Raw genomic sequence first — 1,452 nt, forward strand, 5'->3', positions numbered from 1 at the left:
GAAGGAATCTGAATGACCGTGTCAAGCCGCAGCGGTAGCGGGTTGTGGCGCGGCTGGGGTGAAGGTCCGCCCGTCGCGCAGCAGGGCCCAGAGCACGTCCACCAGGCGGCGGGCCAGCGCCAGCAGCGCCTGGGTGTGTATCAGCCGCTCGCCGCGTTTCTTGTCGTAGAAAACCCTCGATGGACCGCTGACCTTGAGGCTGGACAGGGCTGCCATGTAGAACACACGGCGCAGTCGACGGTTGTAGCGCTTGGGGCGGCGCAGGTTCCCCGTGACCCGGCCGGAATCCTGAGGCACGGGAACAAGTCCGGCGTAGGAGGCCAGCCGCCCGGAGGTGGCGAAGGCGGCGAGGTTGCCGCCGGTGGCCACGAGGAATTCGGCGCCCAGGATCGGGCCGAGGCCGGGCAGCGATTCGATGATCCCGGCCTGCGAGTGTTCCCGGAATTGGCTGGTGAGGAGTTTGTCGGTGTCCTTGATCTGCCGGTCCAGGTTGAGCAGCTGGCGGGCCAGATTGGCGATGAGGAGCGCGGTGGTGGCCTCACCGGGCAGCCGCACCGTCTGGGCATGCGCGGCGGCCAGGGCATCGGCGGCCATACCGGGGATGCCCTTGGCCCAGGCGCCGTGCTCGCGCAGGTAAGCGGCCAGGCCAGACTCGCCGGCCTCGCGGATCGCCTGCGGGGTCTGGAAACCGGCGACCAGTACCAGGGCACTGCGGGTGGAGTAGTCGAAGGCACGTTCCAGCGCGGGGAAGATGCCGGTCAGCAGGTCACGCAACCGGTTGACGCCACGGACCCAGTCGGCCATCAGGTCCTCACGATGGGCGGTGAGCCGGGTCAGCTCGACGACCAAGTCGTCGATGGCGGTGACCGGCGTCAGATCGGTGCGCATCCGCGCGGTCTCGGCGATCACTCGGGCGTCTTTGGCGTCGGACTTCGCTTCACCACGGAACACACCGGTCATCCGGTTGACGACCCGGCCGGGAACATAGACCACGTGCTGCCCGGTCGCGATGAGGACCGCGACCAGCAGCGCGGCGGCGTTACTGGTCAGATCGATCGCCCACCGCACCTCGCCGGCGGTCTGACCGGCACGCGCAACGAGCTGCTCGATCGCAGCCTGGTCGTTGGCGACCTTCTGCGAGAACACCACCTTGCCGGCCGCCTCCATCGCGCACGCATGATGCGTCGCTTTGCCCACGTCGACACCGACCCACACCAGCGATCGATCCGTCACGCTCGTTCTCCTGTTGTTGCAGGTCAAGCCCGTGGACAACCCCGCCAGCAGGTCCCTAAACAGCGACGGTCCGCAGCAGATCTGAATCAGTGGCCAGGGCGTCCAGAACGACGGGGCGGCCATTCCTTCCGAGCCACCACACAGGCAGAGCCTCATCAGCCACACCCCGACGCCCTGGGCATCCAGGGCACTCGCCCCGAACAACATCAACCTTAGGGA

1 protein-coding gene is annotated in these 1,452 nt (G+C 67.6%); it reads right to left on the reverse strand.

Going from position 1 to position 1,452, the window contains the following annotated elements:
* Positions 1 to 21: 21 nt before the first annotated feature.
* On the reverse strand, positions 22 to 1,233 hold the full coding sequence (locus ACWDN5_RS46775) for an IS110 family transposase (protein ID WP_449680795.1): 1,212 nt from the start codon (positions 1,231 to 1,233) through the stop codon (positions 22 to 24).
* Positions 1,234 to 1,452 lie beyond the last annotated feature (219 nt).

It is taken from the genome of Amycolatopsis sp. NPDC003731 (genome assembly GCF_053586895.1).